Below are 16,161 nucleotides of genomic sequence, written 5' to 3'. Positions count from 1 at the left end.
CGGGGAAGTTAGCTGAGCAAAACCTGCTGCCGCATTTTGTGCCGCCTATATTTGACATGCTCACTAACGATGGTTTTTTCTTGGAAGGCAGCGTGCCGATCAATCAAATTAATCAGCAAGTTGAACAATTGGAGTGCGATCCACAGCGTGCGCTACTTCAGCAGCAATGGACCACGGCCCAACAGCAGGCGCAAGATGAATTAGAAGCGCATCGCCAGCTGATGATTCAAGGTCGTGAACAGCGTAAACAGCAACGCATCCTTGCCGAGCAATCAAATGATGCCCAACAATTGCGCGAAACCTTGGATTGTCTCGCCAAACAAAGTGTGGCTGAAAAAACGTCCCTCAAACAATTAAAGCGCAAGTGGGACGTCAACCTCAACGAACTACAAGCGCAAATAGACGCATTTCAAGAACAAATTGATGCGTTAAAAGAGCAGCGTAAAAATCTCTCTAATGCGTTGCAGCAACGACTTTTTTCTCACTATCGATTTCTCAATCAATACGGCACTGAAAAATCTCTGGGGGAGATTTTCCGTCTTACGGCTAACCCTGTTCCACCAGCAGGATCTGGAGAATGCGCCGCACCAAAATTGCTGCACTACGCGTTTCAACATCAGATGACACCGATTTCACTCGCCGAATTCTGGTGGGGAGCGTCACCAAAATCTGAAATTCGTCAACACAAGAAATTCTATCCTGCTTGTCAAAACAAGTGCCAACCGATTTTGGCTCACATGCTTGATGGGCTGAAGCTCGATGATAACCCGCTATTGCATAACCCAGCGCAAGGCAAAGAAATCGACATCATCTATCAGGATGAAGCCATTATTGTCGTCAACAAACCTGCCGAGTTTCTATCCGTTCCCGGAGTCAACATTCAGGACTCGGTTTATACTCGTCTGCAACAAATGTTTAGCTCAGATGAAGGGCTTTTTGTGATCCACCGCCTCGATATGTCTACTTCAGGTTTATTGGTGTTTGCTCTCACCCGCCGAGCCAATAAAAGCCTGCAGAAGCAATTTATTACTCGCGGCGTTGAAAAACGCTATCTTGCCTTACTCGCTGGTGAATTACAGCAATCGCATGGTGACATTCGCTTACCGCTGCGGGGCGATTTAGATGACAGGCCGCGTCAATTGGTCTGTTTTGAACATGGCAAACCCGCTGACACTCACTGGCAATTAATTGAATGCCGAGATGGATTCAGTAAAGTCTACCTCTACCCCAAAACAGGACGAACCCACCAATTGCGCGTGCATTGCGCTCATGTGGAAGGACTCAACCTGCCCATCGTTGGCGACGATCTTTATGGCACGAAAGGAGCGCGTTTACATCTACATGCTGAGTCGCTGAGCTTTGATCACCCTTATACCAAGCAAAGGATGACATTCACGGTGGATGCCGAGTTTTGATCGACATTCCGCTTTAGTGACATTGAGGTGACAAATCCTGACTTAGCACAGCTATAATTTCGTGAATGCGAACCTTTTTCTAAGTGCTTAACGTTGAGAACACCGCTGCTGTACCTTTTGATCACACTCACCGCAGTGCTAGGGCAATCAAACCTAGCACACGGGCAAGAGCAAACGCTGCAAGATCGTTGGCAGCATTTTCTACGCCAAGCCGAATCGCTATCGGCTGCGCGAGCCTTGCCATTGCAAAGCATTAACTCATACCCTGTCGATCTTCTGCTCAGCGCCAGCGCCTATCCTGATTTTTCCCGTTATTCATGGCAAACCATAACCGAGCTCAAAGCGATAGCCTCACAGTGCGCACTGTCGCCCGGTTTATCAAAAACCTTGGCATCACGCCCTGAATTGCAAAAAGCAGCGTCGTTTGAACTCGCTTTATGCCAAGGCGATGAATTGCCCATCCGCTGGTTTAAGACTGCTCCGTTTCTGCATCCTGCAGGCGGGAGCTACGCAGAGCGATACTTAGCTTTTTCTACTCATAACATAACGGCCGAGCAAAACGCCGAGCTACAGCCCTACACGACTCTCTCTAACCCTCAGCACCCGCTGTACACCTTTTTTACCGATTTAGAAACGGCAGGGCGAGATGCCTTGGTCAGTGGTTATCGCGCTTATATTGACCGTCAACAACGGCTATGGATCAGTGGCGATTTCGGTATTCGCGTACTAAGCGCATTGCAATGGAAAAAAGTCTCGTTCGATCAGCAATTGGTATTGTCGGCCATCACAGCGGCTACTCAAAGTTGCCAATTACGCTACAGTAATCTGTGTGTCTCTAGCCAAGAAAAACCCAATATCTCACTGTGGTTATCGGTCATATTACTGCTGTTGCTCGCAGCAACGCTGAGTAGGACGCTCTGGTTACGCCGCCAACAAGCCAAAGAAAAACGCTTTATTTTACAGTTGCTGACGCATGAACTACGCACCCCTATCACAAGTCTTGGCTTGACCGTTGAGCAGTTTCGCCAGCAATTTGATACTCTACCAGAGCCAGCCCAAGATACATTCGGCCGCTTACTGGCCGATCACCAACGTTTAGCTCAGCTTGCTCAGACCAGTAAAGGATTTTTGAGTAGCGACCCAAATGAGCCGTTTCAATGTCAAACCGCTTATCTCTCAGATTGGTTAGATCACTGCGTAGCGAAACACGAACTCAGCTATGAACTGACACAAGATATCGAGCTCACACTGCCGTATTACTGGCTTGGGATCTGTTTGGATAACTTGATCCGTAATGCCAAGCAGCATGGTCAAGGAACAATCTCAATAACGGCCAGCGTGACTGACACTCAACTGCGGCTTTGCGTTAGCGATGAAGGCGAGTTTCCCTCTCGTCTAAAACGGCTATTTTCCCGTTCTCGCACAGCTTCTAATATGGGGATTGGGCTCCGTCTTGTAAGCCATTTGATGCTTAAAATGGGCGGCAAGCTGACGTGTAAAGCCCACCCCACTCGCTGCCAATTGGAATTACCATTATGAACACACTGTTATTGGTCGAAGATGATCCTCTACTCGGGCAAGGTTTGCATGATTACTTGCTACAGCAAGGTTTTGATTGTTTGTGGGTACAGCAGCTCTCACAAGTCAAAAAAGCATGGTTTCGCGCCGATTTGGTGATTTTAGATAGACAACTGGCTCAAGGAGACAGCTTGGATCATCTGCCTCAATGGCTAATGACCAAAGCCGTGCCAGTGATCATCCTGACGGCCAAAATCGAGGTTGAGCAAAAAATAGCAGGTCTGATGGCGGGGGCGAAAGACTACGTCACCAAGCCATTTTCGCAACAAGAATTACTGGCGCGAATTCAAGCGCAACTGCGACCATTAGGAGAAAGCTTGCTTTCCTACGCTGACATTGCCATTGATCTCTCAAAGCGCAGCGTTACCTTAGGTGAACAGTTGATGACGCTAAAACCGAAACAGTTTCAGCTATTACTGCTGCTGGTTCAAAACCAAGGACGTGTTTTTCACCGAGATGAACTACTCAATAAAGTGTGGGGCTACCAAGCCTTTCCCTCAACTCGAACCGTCGATAATCATGTTTTACAGCTGAGGCAGCAGTTACCCTCACTCAATATCGAAACCGTTCGTGGCGTTGGGTATCGTTTAGTCGAGGTGTCCAATGCGTAACCTTTGGCTGTTTGCACTGTTCGTCGTTAGTCCAAGCCACGCCGTGAGTGATGATTGGTTTATGGCAACACCACTGCAATCAACCTATCGCGCTTTAGCGAACCATCAGCCACAGCTTGCCTGGCAAGAGTTGGTCCTCGCACTCAATAACCAAACCATTGCCACGCCACACTGGGAAAGCGTCAAAAATACCATTATTGAACAAACCCAATGTGGCCAACAGCTCTTAAGCGATGTAGTACCAAATGCGGCGCTGATCAAAGTCTCGATACAAAAAAAAACCAACGTGATGCAGCAAGGTTACCAGTTCAAATTATCAATGGAAGGAGCAGAGCTGCCTAGCCAGGTTGAACTTCTTGGCCCTGACAATGGCTTGATCATCTCACAAAGCCAAATAACGTCATCAGCCCCTTATATAGAATTAGAAAGCCCAGAACTGCTCTTTGCTCCGCAAGATGGCGTTTATCGACTGACACTCGACAAACAACACTATTGGTTAGTTCTTACCATGCCTTTTGGCTCCACATGGTTGCAATCCGCTTCTCCCAACGGTGGCTACCCAGTAGCGCTTGAGTCCCCCACTGCATTGACAAATTGCCCCCCAACAAGCCTTGCTTGGCAATGGTTTGACGACCAATTTCAGTTAATCACGCAGCAAGATATGGTGGCAATAAGTAATACTCAGCAATTATTGGACAAACCAAGCTCATCCCCCAGCTCGGTTAAATGGCTCAGTACTTTGATCAAAACTGTCGAATATCAAGGAGCAATCAAAGTGGAATATGTACAACGTTTGACTCTGCCAAATCAGGCTCAATGAAGACATCAGAGTGACAATTGATTTGTCGATTTCTTATGTAATCAACATACCGAGACACACTGGAAATGACAAACCATGTATAAACCACTTTGTTCTTTATTGATCACTTGTACGCCACTTTTGGCGTTGGCTAGCCAATCACAACCGGCGTCAATTACACTGCATAATCAAAACCAAACCGTGCAAATAGAGCCACAAAATTTTGCTATTGATTGGCAGCAAAATGCCCAGCTAACCATTAACCAAGGCAAGCTAACCGTTAATGGCCAGCCACAGCAAGTCAGCCAACTGCAACAAGATAATCAACATCACGCCTCTTGGCTGCTTGTTCCTAGCCAGTTGAAGGTTGAGGCCAATTTACAACAAACATTGAAGCTGTCGATTACCGCGAGCGCCGAGAGTAAAATCTCTCGTGCTAAACCGTTAACCGTGCAGTGGTTTGAACTGCCTGAGCAGCAAAGCAAAACGCTCATTCTTCCATTTAGTGAAGGAATGCGGGTTCCAACCGATAACCCACAGTGGGTGAACTACCTTATGGCGGAACGTTCTGCCAGCAATACCACGCAAGATCTCAAAATGCCATTTTGGAGTGTAGAAGCTGGCAATGAGCAGTATGTGAGCTACCAACTCAATACCGCCACCAACAACAAACTCAATTTTAATGCCAAGCAAAACAAGTTAGACATGCAAGCCACGCACGCTTTCACTGTGCTCAACAAAGATGAGCCTTTTGAGGTGGAAATCTCCCTTGGCAACTCACCACTAGATGGTGCCAAACGCTACCGTCAGTGGCGAAAAGAGAATGGGCTATCACAAACGCTCGAACAAAAAGCGCAGCAAAACCCAGCCATAAAACAGCTTATCGGCGCAAGCCATGTCTACTTGTTTGGCCAAGACTTAGTGTCCAAACAAGATGTGACTGATTTCTGGGCACTTAAAGAATGGTATTTTAAGCAGCCCCAGTGGGTAGCATCAAACGAAGCGCTCAAAGAGCTTAAGCCACTCGTTAAAGGAAAAGATTTTTTCAACAACTACAACAAGCGGTTGTTGATTGACGAAGTGAACCGCTCGCTCAATGCTTGGATAAAAGAGCAACCTTCAACCCAAGAAGCAGGGATAGCTAGCCAATACCAAGCCGCTCAGGCACGAAAAGCATGGCTCGCAGAGCAGAAACTACCGTTTCTACGTGATGCCAGCACTTGGGGACAGGGGCTATCGACATCCATGATTGACGCACTCAGCTCAGCTGGTTTGCAGCACCTCTGGCTAGGTTTGGATAATTGGATGCCCGCCTTTTACCAGCCACAAGTGGTTGATCAAGCAAAACAGGCTGGCTACTTAGTTGGGGTGTACGACTCCTACAATACCGCCATTGCAAAAGGCATCAACGATGGTTGGCTTACCGCGCAGCTACCGGATGCAATGCGCAAGCAATGTGCGATAGAAAACGCCGACGGCAAAAAACAAAAAGGGTTTCGTGGCAACGGCTTTTATCTCAACCCTGCCTGCCAATTAGGCTTTGTGCAGCAACGCATTGAGGCAATTTTAAAATATGGCCGCTTTAACAGCCTGTTTCTTGATGTGGATGGGACCGGAATGGCCCGTGAAGATTACTCATACCAAGAGGGCCAAGGAATGAAAGAAAGCGCGATGCTGGAGGCATTTAATCAACGCATGCGCTGGATAGCCAATGAACAGAATGTGGTTCTCGGCTCTGAAGATGGTAACAGCCTGACGACACAAGGGCTCTCTTTTGCTCATGGTTTAGAAACGGTAGGATTTGGCTGGACAGATCCTGATATGAAAACTAACCGCCAATCGCCTTACTTTCTTGGAGCATGGTTTCCAACAACGAGCCCAGATTTTTTCTTTAAACCCGCACAAGTCAAAGAGCCGTACAAAACACTGTTATTTGCACCGCAATACCGTATTCCTCTCTATCAGGCCGTGTTCCATGATGAGGTGATCAACAGTCACCACTGGCACAACGACAGCGTGAAGTTTTCCAACGTGCAAGCGGAGCGAGATTTAATCGCCATGCTGTACAACACCCCAGCGATGATTCACCTTAGCCGTGATGAAGCGACGCCTAACGGCGCACGAGTTAACGCATTACGCCTTTATCAGCAAGGGTTTGCACCAATCCATGAAGTCGTGTGGAACCAACCTTTAGTCGATTTTAAATGGCTTGATGAACAAGGGATGGTACAACAAACAACTTTTGGTGATGGCAGTAAAATTACCGCCAATTTCTCTACGCAGCCATATAAAAAAGAGGATAAGGAAATAGTTCCAGCCTTGAGTATTCAAGCTGAACTCAGCAATGGGCAAAACCTCATTTGGGCATCGGATACGCTAAAGACAGAAAAATAGTCTCATCTCTCACTCATTAAAAGATAACTAACTCATTAAAAGATAAATAATAGTGCGACACTTCAAGGAGGAAGTGTCCATTTCTATCATTCAGCAACCATAGCCAGTAGCACAAATACAATATGAACAAACAAAACTAGACGACTGGTCTAATTTAAATTATAGTGCCGTCCATGAATACAAAAACCCATGATACTCGCCAACACATCCTTGAGGTCGGTTACCAACTTGTCGTAACCAAAGGCTTCACCAGCGTAGGCTTGTCTGAATTATTAAAAACCGCTGATGTGCCCAAAGGCTCTTTCTATCACTACTTTAAGTCAAAAGAGCAATTTGGCGAGGCACTGATTACGGACTATTTTCAGCACTATTTAGTACGGATTAATGCCCTTTTTAACCAAGAAGAAGGAAACGCCTATCAACACTTGATGCATTATTGGCAATGTTGGTATGAGCAGAGCAATGGCTTATGTAACGCACAGCGCTGCTTGGTGGTGAAATTAAGCGCTGAAGTTTCAGACTTGTCTGATGCGATGCGCATTGCTTTACTTAAAGGTGCAGATAGCATTATTGAGGCGGTCGGAAAATGTATCCAACAAGGGATCGACGACGGCTCCATTCACGTACAACACAGCCAGCAAACCGCAGAATTGCTTTATAACCTTTGGCTCGGCGCAAGTTTGCTCAGTAAACTGCGTCAAGATAACCAAGGGCTTGCACAAGCGCTTACGAGCACCGAACACATTTTGCAAGGCCAGTGCCCTAGTTAAGATTCACCCGCTATTTCGATAGCGGTTTTTTTGAAACCCAAACTAGACGACTGGTCTAATTTGAAATAATAAAGGACTCTCCAATGACAGAACAAACTAACCGCCGCATTGTACTCGCTTCACGCCCTGTCGGTGCACCAACGCCTGCTAACTTTCGCTTAGAACACGCACCTAAACCAACACCTGCCGCTGGTGAAGTGCTGCTGCGTAGTGTTTATCTTTCACTTGACCCCTACATGCGCGGCCGCATGAGTGACGCTAAGTCGTACGCCGATCCTGTCGCGATTGATGATGTCATGGTAGGCGGGACCGTGTGTCAAGTGGAAGTATCAAACCACCCAAAATTTGAGCAAGGTGAGTGGGTACTCGCTTATACCGGATGGCAGGATTACGCTATTTCTAACGGCGAAGGTTTACTCAAACTCGGTAAAAATCCAACCTCACCCTCATACGCACTAGGCATAATGGGAATGCCCGGTTTTACCGCTTATATGGGTTTGCTAGACATTGGCCAACCGAAGCAAGGTGAAACTGTGGTAGTCGCCGCAGCCACTGGCCCCGTAGGGGCAACGGTTGGTCAAATTGCTAAAATCAAAGGCTGCCGCGTGGTCGGCATTGCTGGCGGTGAGGAAAAATGTCGTTACGCTAAAGAAGTATTAGGTTTTGATGAATGTATTGATCACAAAGCTGACGATTTTGCAGAGCAATTGGCTAAAACATGTGCTCAAGGGATTGACGTTTACTACGAAAATGTCGGTGGCAAAGTCTTTGATGCGGTTTTACCTCTGCTTAACACAGCAGCGCGAGTTCCGCTGTGTGGCTTGATTTCTCAATACAATGCAACGTCGCTGCCTGAAGGACCTGATCGTCTCTCTATGCTGATGGGCACCTTGCTTACCAAACGAATCCGCATGCAAGGTTTCATTATTTTTGATGACTACGGCCATCGCTATAACGAATTTGCTACTGATATGACTCAATGGCTAAGCGAAGGGAAAGTGAAATACCGCGAGCAACTGATTGACGGTTTAGAAAACGCACCACAAGCCTTTATTGGTCTATTGGAAGGCAAAAACTTTGGCAAACTGGTTATCCAAATCAACCAACCACTTTAACAAGGACCACATAATGATCAAACTTCACCATCTAAATAAATCACGCTCTAAGCGCATAATCTGGTTACTTGAAGAATTAGGGGTTGAGTATCAAGTGGTTCCATATCAACGTGATAGTGTGACCTTTCTGGCACCGCCCGAGCTAAAAAGCGTGCATCCGTTAGGTAAGTCACCTGTGATTGAAGATAATGGCTTGGTGATTGCTGAATCTGGCGCCATTACCGATTACTTGATAGAAAAATACGGCCAACACTTTGCGCCTCAGCGTGGCAGCGTGGAATATGTGCAATACCAGCAATGGCTCCACTTTGCGGAATGCTCTGCCATATTGCCGCTGCTATTAAAAATGTTTGTTGCCAAAGATGGCTGCCAAACCAATTTCCTTGGTGGCTATGCAGAAAGCGAAACGGCCAAAGTGATGAGTTATTTTGATCAGTGTTTAGCGGGTAAACGCTACTTAGTGGCCGACCAACTCACTGGCGCTGATTTCATGATGTCATTCATTGCTGAAATATTGCTGACCAACGGAGCGATTACTCACTTCCCGAATATTGAACGTTACTTAGAGCAGCTCGCCACTCACCCTGCTTATCTAAAATCGAACCAAATCGAAGCGCAATACGCCTAACCTTAGGTTCCTGATGACGCCACTTCGACGATAACGAAGTGGCGTTTTTATTTCCATTATGGAAATGACTACTTGATGTATTATCAATAGTGAAAAGTAACCAAGCACATTAGGATTAAACCACAATAATATAAGGGTTTAATTCATGAGCCATTCACTCGATACACAGCAACGCTTCCACGCCATCGTCACTGACGCACACCTCTCGCCCAAACAAAAGTCACACTTCCTTGCGCTAGAGGCCGAAGCAAGCTTGCCCTATCTGAAACTCTCTCCTGAGTTGGCTCGAGCAATGGAACAAGGCATTATCTGCGATATGTTTGAAGGCCATGCCCCTTTTAAACCACGTTACGTGTTGCCTGACTACGCAAAATTTTTAGCACAAGGCAGTGAGTATTTAGAGCTTTCGCCTGCCAGTAATTTTGATGAAGCACTCAATATGCTGACCATTTTGTACCATCACGTGCCTTCAGTGACCTCTATTCCTGTCTATTTAGGGCAATTGGATAGCGTGTTATTGCCCTATGTGGGCGAACTGAGCGAAGCGTCGATTTATCAGAAATTGAAGCTGTTTTGGATCATGCTTGATCGCACTCTGCCCGATGCTTTCATGCACGCCAACATCGGCCCGAGCGACAATATTATTTGTCGTACTATTCTACATATCGATGCTGAACTGAAACAGATCGCTCCCAACCTTACCTTCATGTATGACCCTTCCATCACTCCTGAGGATTTACTGCGCCAAGCGACCGATAATATCTGTCAATGCAGTAAACCGCACATCGCCAACTATCCGATTCATACCACCGCCTATGGCGAGCAAGGTTTTGGTATTGTCAGTTGCTACAACTCACTTCCTTTAGCGGGAGGCTGCAATACTTTAGTCAGAATGAATTTAAAAGAGGCCGCGAAAAAAGCCAGTGACCGCCAAACATTTTTAGATCAGATTCTACCCACTTACAGCCAATATATGATTGAGCTGATGGATGTTCGAGCTGCTCATCTGCACCAACAATCTCATTTTTTTGAAGGTTTTCTGACTCAAGAAGGGTTGATTGAAGAATCTCGTTTCGCACCGATGTTTGGCATTTATGGCATGGCTGAAGCCGTTAATCTATTACTGGAAAAGGAGCAGAGTAACGCTCGTTATGGCCATGATGATATCGCCAACCAATTAGGCATCGCCATTTCCGCCAAGCTGGCCGACATTGTACAAAACTCACCAGTCAAATATGGCTTCAACGGCCGTGCTTTGCTGCACGCACAAGGTGGTATCAGCCTTGATCTTGATGTCACTCCGGGCGTGCGCATCCCTTATGGTACCGAACCCAACCCGATTGAATATGTGCAAGCAACGGCTGGACATCATCAATATTATACCTCTGGTATCAGCGATATTTTAACTCTGGATGAAACCATAAAGGCCAACCCAGAGGCGATGTTCAACCTATGTAAAGGAGCCCTCCACTCGGGCTATCGCGAATTTACGGCCAACGTGGCTTCGAACGATTTAGTTCGCATTACGGGTTACATGGTGAAATTGTCTGAAATAGCGCAATTTGAGCAGCGCGGCTCACGCACCAACACCACGTTTCTTGGGGCAGAAGCGGCCAAAAACACGGCCGTGCTCAAGCGAAAAGCACGCGTGATTAGCCATGAAATGCAATCGGCTTATCAACCAAACTCTGTCAACTAATGGTGAGTGGAAAACAGCCGCTCCGAGCAAAAGTCAGCCGAGTGCTGACTTTCTCCTGCGTTGATGGCCCGGGCAACCGACTGGTCATTTTTATGCAAGGTTGCAACTTCAATTGCTTGTCTTGCCATAACCCACATACGATTCGTCACTGTCACCATTGCGGTGATTGTGTGCCAACCTGCCCATCGCAAGCACTGCGCCTCAATGCTGACCAGCAAGTCGAATGGCTAGCGGAGAAATGCACTCACTGCGATCGCTGCATTGAGCACTGCATACACCAATCAACCCCCAAAATTCATCACTACAGTGTTGAACAACTCGTGGAACTTATCCGCCGAAATCATTATTTCTTAGCCGGTATTACCATTTCAGGGGGTGAAGCAACCCTACAACTTCCGTTTATCATCGCTCTTTTCAAGGCCATCAAACACGATGAAGAATTGAAACATCTCAGCTGTTTTATTGATAGTAATGGCTCACTATCAGAATCGGGATGGGACAAAATCTCGCCCTATTTGGATGGCGCGATGATCGATTTAAAAGCTTGGCAAGAGGAAACGCATCGGTGGCTAACCGGACGCAGTAACCATAGAGTGATACGCACTATTTTCCACCTCGCTACACTGAATAAACTGCACGAAGTGCGACTGCTGCATATACCGGACAAAAGTGATTTAGAGACTGAAATTACCGAAGTGGCGCATCTGATTAACCAGTTGCCTGCGAACGTCAGCATTCGGCTAAGCGCCTTCCAACATCACGGTGTGCTCGGCAAGGCCTTAACTTGGCAGCCATGCAGTGAAGGTGCAATGCTGCAGTTTCATCGAAAACTGGCCGCTCAAGTACAGCGAACTGTTTACCTGCCGGCACGCTACGCCTAGCGTCGAAAACCACCATGCCCATAGGCTACCTATATTAGATTAATAACCCGTACCATTTTGCCTAATGCATAACGCTCACCTATGCTTATCCAAACAGGCACTAACCGTTTAGCAAAAGGCCGAGCACTCGCTCTCATCACAGAAAAAGGAAAGCATCATGATTGAATGGGATTTCTTACATCTTTTCGATACTCAAGAGCTCTTTATCTTTTATTAACGAGAACCAATATTATTAACGAGAGCCAACCTCATTTTAAATAGCAGCCGCAATTTCACCTTCAATATCCTTTTGCGGCTCTTTTTGTACTGGCGGAACTTGCCCTTCTTCTACAGCGTGTTGGTAACATCCACTTAGCTTAATGGCTAAATACATGTCCGCACGAATCACCACGCCGCCATCACCCGTTGAAATTCCAGCGATCTCACACCATTTTCTCAAACTGCGTTTACGCCCCGCTAGCACTAAACGAATGCCTCGCTTTTTCAGAATGCTTTGCACGTCCGATAACATCGCCATGACGCTTAAATCTAAATGGGTAAAACTCGACACCGCATCAATAATCACACACCCCACACTCATGCCCGCCGATTCAGTGTGAAATAAAATACGACGTTTAAAGTAAGGCGCATTGAAATAAGTCAGCGGAGAGTTGAAACGATAAATCACCAAACCCGGTATTGGTTTCGCCTTCGCTGACGTATCAATCGTGCGAATCGTTCCTTTATCATCCAAACCCAATGTTTGATCACTTGGCCGCATCACGGTGCGTAAGAACTGGAACAGACCCAGTAATACCGCAAGAGTGATGCCGGGGATAACGCCAATAACCAATACAGCGATGAAGGTTAAGCTTGCCAAATAAAAGGCGTCTTTATCACGCTTGTGTAAACTCCAAATCCCTTTCAGATCCAACAACGAGATAGACGCGATAATCAACACCACCCCCAATGCAGCAATCGGAATGTATTGTAGTGGCTGATACGCCACAATCGCGACAAATCCAATCACAATCGCTGCAATAATCGAAACTAATTGCGATTTTCCACCATTAGCGTCATTCACCGCCGTACGTGAATCCGCCCCACTGATGGCAAAACCTTGTGAAAATGCAGAAGCAATATTAGCTAAGCCAAGCGCGCGAAACTCTTTGTCGGCGTCAATATCGTAACCATTTTTTGCCGCAAAACTGCGCGCAGTGAGCATCATACTGACAAAGCTCACCATCGCTAAGTTCAAAGCGGGCATGACTAATTCACGGCTCACCCCTAGATCAAATAGAGGGGTTTGGAATATCGGTAACCCACCTTGGATTAAACCAACGACTTTAACGCCAAGATGTTCAGCGCCAAAAAACCACACCCAAAATGCAGCAGCGATGATAGCCAACATCGCAGCTGGCCAATTGGGCCTGACACGCTTACACAGAAAATAAACCACCACTGTCAGCGCACTTATCAATAAGGTTTGCCAATGCAAATCAATCAGCAAGGATGGCGCTTCCACGATACGCTCTAGTAGATATTGCTGCTCATATTTCAGCCCAAATACTTTAGCAAATTGACCCACGATAATGGTCAGAGCAACACCGTTTAACAACCCAAGTAAAATAGGGCGAGAGAGAAAATCGGCTAAAATACCGAGTTTGAAACGACTGGCCAGCAAACACCATACACCAGTCATTGCCGTCATTGTCATGACCAACTGCCAGTGTTTGAGAGGATCGCCCATCGCCAGCGGTGTCACTACCGCCGCAATCACTGCGCAAGTTGCCGCGTCTGGGCCTAAGATCAACTGTCTAGACGTGCCAAAAATCGCGTAAACCAACATCGGCAATACGCAGGAATATAAGCCGACAATCGCACTTACTCCAGTGAGCTGCGCGTACGCTATCGCGACAGGCAGTGCAACCGCAACCACAGAAAGCGCCGCACGCACGTCATCCATCAACCAGCGAGTTTCATAGTCTTTCAGTTGGTGTAAACCCGGCATCCACTGTTGTACAAATGCACTATTCAAATTGCTTCCCCCCTCTTCTCGCAACAAGGTTTTCACATTAAGCATAACTCATTGCTAACAAACTAGCGCTTATAATTGGCTGATTTTATTGAAGTATGAGAAAAAGAAAAAGTGCAGGAAAAAGATCGCCTCCATAGGTCGACTTATGTGAAAATAGCCCACTCCATTTCACTCGCCTAAAGTTGTACTTATGAAATTTCAAGCTGCCATTTTTGATATGGATGGACTGTTACTCGACACGGAACGTGTCTGCCTTACGATATTCGAACAAGCTTGCCACGCAGTTGGCGTCCCATTTTTAAAAGAGGTTTATCTCTCGGCTATTGGTCGCAATGCGGCAGGCATTGAACAAGCACTGCGCGCAGGCTACGGGCCAGAATTAGACTATCCGGTATTACATACGGAGTGGCGTAAACGTTACGATGCCGTGGTGAAACACCAGGCGATCCCAGTGAAAGAAGGAGTTATCGAGTTATTACAATGGTTAAAAGCCAATCGTGTTCCTACTGCCGTCGCAACATCAACCCAAAAAGACGTGGCACAAATTAAGCTGCGCCTTTCAGGCCTTGAGCAATACTTTGACTCGTTCACAACCGGTTGTGAAGTGACACATGGCAAACCCGATCCTGAGATTTATCTACTCGCTGCGCAACGTCTTGGCGCTGAACCGACCCAATGTTTAGCCTTTGAAGATTCTAATAACGGCGTGCGATCCGCCGTGAGTGCGAATATGATCACCTACCAAATTCCTGATCTCGTCGAACCCAGTGAAGAAGTTTTGGCGCTTGGACACCAAGTGGTCCCCTCACTACATCACGTTTTAACGGCCCTGAAAAACAGTAATTGAGCGGTTTTTCATGCGTCGGCTGATTTTGATTACCACAGCCAGGCAGCGTGGTATTGCAATTACAGGTAGCTAACAAGTAAAAAGGGGATATCGTTGATACCCCCTTCTTTAGTCAATAATAAAGATTCGTTAATGTTTAGGTGGCGTACCTTCACAATTAGAAACCACCGCGTCAATTTGTATTAACGCATCCATAGGCAGCTCTGAAACACCAATCACGGTTCTCGCAGGTAGCTCATGGTTAAAGAAGGTTGTGTAAACTTCATTGACAATATTAATGTCATCCATGTTTTTTATTTGAATATTGACTTTAACAATATCATCCATAACATGCTCAACACTTTCTACAATATTCTTTATATTTTCTAAACACTGCTTAACTTGTTCTTTTATTCCACCAGCAACAACTTCATTATTTTTTGGAGATAAAGGTAACTGACCTGAAATATGATTATAATGAGAAAAAGCAACAGAGTGGGAATAGTCGACTTCAGGTGCATTCACGGTATTATTTGCTTCAATCACAAGTAAGCGAGCATCTTCAGGAAGCTGTGGCGGTGTACCATCACCATGTGACACAACAACATCAAATTGCACCAATGCATTCATAGGCAAGTCAGCAACACTAACTAGGCTTCGCGCAGGCACATAACTTGGGAAAAATTGTCCACAGACTTCATTGATGGCTTCTGCATCAGATATATTTTTAATAAATATCGTTGTTTTAACGATATCAGCCATCGTATGACCAATACTTTCTAAGATAGCATTAATATTATTCAAACACTGTTGACTCTGTTCTTTAATACCACCTTGTACTATTTCTCCCGTTTTAGGTTCAATCGGCAATTGAGCCGAGAGGTTATTATAATGAGAGAAGGCCGCGGTTTGAGAGTATAGACCTTGAGGTGCATGCTCAGTATTCCTTGAGACTTTGATGAGCTCACAAGGCGCTTGTGGAGCAGTGCCTTCACCGTTTGAAATAAGAGCATCAATTTGCACTAAAGCATCACTGGCAGGTAAAGCCGTAACCGCCGCTATGGTCACTGTAGGAAGCGGCCCCTGAAAAAAAGTGGGGTATACTTTTTTGATGGCATCAATATCTGAAATATTCTTTACAAAAATATTCATTTTGACCACATCATCCATAACGTGACCAATACTTTCTACGATAGACTGTATATTATTCAGACATTGCTTCGTTTGGTCATTTATACAACCAATAACAATTTCACCTGTTTTAGGATCTATCGGTAGTTGTGCTGAAATATTATTATAATGAGAAAAAGCGACAGTTTGTGTAGAGACGGCACATATAGGTGCATTTTCTGTGTTTCTTGAAACCTTTACAATATCGGCAGCCATATCGAAATTTATCCTATTATTAGTAGAAATACGAATTTATAT

The 16,161-nt window shown here is 45.9% G+C and carries 13 protein-coding genes; 11 read left to right on the top strand and 2 right to left on the bottom strand.

The genetic code is table 11. From position 1 onward, the window contains the following. The 10 genes from AACQ21_RS15755 to AACQ21_RS15710 form a co-directional block, all read left to right on the top strand. Window positions 1–1,415: RluA family pseudouridine synthase (locus tag AACQ21_RS15755; RefSeq protein WP_105976661.1), on the top strand; the 1,415-nt coding region annotated here is incomplete at its 5' end. 93 nt (window positions 1,416–1,508) lie between these two features. Next, a complete protein-coding gene (locus AACQ21_RS15750; RefSeq protein WP_105976660.1) occupies window positions 1,509–2,954 on the top strand; it encodes an ATP-binding protein in 1,446 nt (481 codons plus the stop codon). Then, window positions 2,951–3,604, top strand: a complete 654-nt coding sequence (locus AACQ21_RS15745) for a response regulator transcription factor (protein ID WP_017044992.1) — start codon at window positions 2,951–2,953, stop codon at window positions 3,602–3,604. Before AACQ21_RS15750 ends, AACQ21_RS15745 begins: the two co-directional genes overlap by 4 nt. After that, a complete protein-coding gene (locus AACQ21_RS15740; RefSeq protein WP_105976659.1) occupies window positions 3,597–4,424 on the top strand; it encodes a DUF2861 family protein in 828 nt (275 codons plus the stop codon). The genes AACQ21_RS15745 and AACQ21_RS15740 overlap by 8 nt, the downstream gene beginning before the upstream one ends. Window positions 4,425–4,499: 75 nt before the next feature. After that, a complete protein-coding gene (locus AACQ21_RS15735) occupies window positions 4,500–6,797 on the top strand; it encodes a glycoside hydrolase (RefSeq protein WP_105976658.1) in 2,298 nt (765 codons plus the stop codon). A 173-nt stretch (window positions 6,798–6,970) separates the two neighbouring features. Next, complete coding sequence (locus AACQ21_RS15730; RefSeq protein WP_038169460.1) at window positions 6,971–7,567, top strand: TetR/AcrR family transcriptional regulator; 597 nt, start codon at window positions 6,971–6,973, stop codon at window positions 7,565–7,567. An 83-nt stretch (window positions 7,568–7,650) separates the two neighbouring features. Beyond that, complete coding sequence (locus AACQ21_RS15725; RefSeq protein ID WP_105976657.1) at window positions 7,651–8,682, top strand: NADP-dependent oxidoreductase; 1,032 nt, start codon at window positions 7,651–7,653, stop codon at window positions 8,680–8,682. Between the two features lie 13 nt (window positions 8,683–8,695). Continuing rightward, window positions 8,696–9,310, top strand: a complete 615-nt coding sequence (locus tag AACQ21_RS15720; RefSeq protein ID WP_105976656.1) for a glutathione S-transferase family protein — start codon at window positions 8,696–8,698, stop codon at window positions 9,308–9,310. Between the two features lie 145 nt (window positions 9,311–9,455). Continuing rightward, window positions 9,456–11,009, top strand: a complete 1,554-nt coding sequence (locus AACQ21_RS15715) for a YjjI family glycine radical enzyme (RefSeq protein ID WP_105976655.1) — start codon at window positions 9,456–9,458, stop codon at window positions 11,007–11,009. Then, entirely contained in the window at window positions 11,009–11,890 is an 882-nt protein-coding gene (locus AACQ21_RS15710; RefSeq protein WP_105976654.1) for a YjjW family glycine radical enzyme activase, read from the top strand. The genes AACQ21_RS15715 and AACQ21_RS15710 overlap by 1 nt, the downstream gene beginning before the upstream one ends. Window positions 11,891–12,143: 253 nt before the next feature. Here AACQ21_RS15710 and AACQ21_RS15705 read toward each other — a convergent pair whose 3' ends face one another. Continuing rightward, the gene (locus AACQ21_RS15705; protein ID WP_050934249.1) at window positions 12,144–13,880 is read right to left on the bottom strand and encodes a SulP family inorganic anion transporter; all 1,737 of its coding nucleotides are present in this window, start codon (window positions 13,878–13,880) and stop codon (window positions 12,144–12,146) included. 217 nt (window positions 13,881–14,097) lie between these two features. Between AACQ21_RS15705 and AACQ21_RS15700 the strand changes: the two genes are divergently transcribed. Continuing rightward, window positions 14,098–14,754, top strand: a complete 657-nt coding sequence (locus AACQ21_RS15700) for an HAD family hydrolase (protein ID WP_017044984.1) — start codon at window positions 14,098–14,100, stop codon at window positions 14,752–14,754. Between the two features lie 129 nt (window positions 14,755–14,883). On the opposite strand, the gene AACQ21_RS15695 is transcribed toward AACQ21_RS15700, so the two are convergent. After that, window positions 14,884–16,119, bottom strand: a complete 1,236-nt coding sequence (locus AACQ21_RS15695; protein ID WP_105976653.1) for a RidA family protein — start codon at window positions 16,117–16,119, stop codon at window positions 14,884–14,886. Window positions 16,120–16,161: the final 42 nt, after the last annotated feature.

Source organism: Vibrio sp. V01_P9A10T6, from assembly GCF_963877065.1.
Taxonomy (GTDB): domain Bacteria; phylum Pseudomonadota; class Gammaproteobacteria; order Enterobacterales; family Vibrionaceae; genus Vibrio; species Vibrio anguillarum.
Note: the sequence above shows the minus strand (reverse complement) of the source record. Positions and strands in the feature narration are given on the sequence as shown.